The organism is Vibrio sp. YT-19(2023) (assembly GCF_033337395.1).
Window position 1 is genome coordinate 1 of record NZ_JAWOQN010000874.1, and the last position, 572, is coordinate 572.

Genomic DNA, 572 nt, shown 5'->3' on the forward strand with positions numbered 1-572 from the left:
ACCGATGTCTCTAGAGAATCTACTCCAACAAGTGCGCGCGTGCCAGATCTGCGCTGAGAGTTTACCTCTCGGAGCCAACCCTGTGGTTCAAGCCGGTAAAAACGCACGCATTCTGATTATTGGCCAAGCGCCAGGAACAAAAGTCCACAGCACTTCGATACCTTGGAATGATCCAAGTGGTGACCGACTGCGCCAATGGCTTGATATCGACAAAGACGAGTTCTACGACCCGAATAAAATTGCCATTGTACCGATGGGATTCTGCTATCCGGGTAAAGGTAACTCGGGAGATCTGCCACCGAGAAAAGAGTGCGCTCCTACATGGCACAAAAAGATTCTCGAACAGCTCCCCAATATAGAGTTGACTCTGCTTATTGGTCAGTACTCTCAGCAGTACTACCTCACCAACAAGCCCAAAACTCTCACGCAAACCGTTCAGCAATGGCAAGATTGGGAACCTGAGTTTATTCCTCTACCACACCCTTCCCCACGCAATACGCTGTGGTTAAAGAAGAATCCATGGTTTGAGTCGGAAGTCGTTCCCTATCTCCAACAACGTGTTCACTCGATGC

At 49.3% G+C, this 572-nt stretch carries 1 protein-coding gene; it reads left to right on the forward strand.

From position 1 onward, the window contains the following. Positions 1 to 4: 4 nt before the first annotated feature. Positions 5 to 572: uracil-DNA glycosylase family protein (locus R7E78_RS28935; RefSeq protein ID WP_318058993.1), on the forward strand; the 568-nt coding region annotated here is incomplete at its 3' end.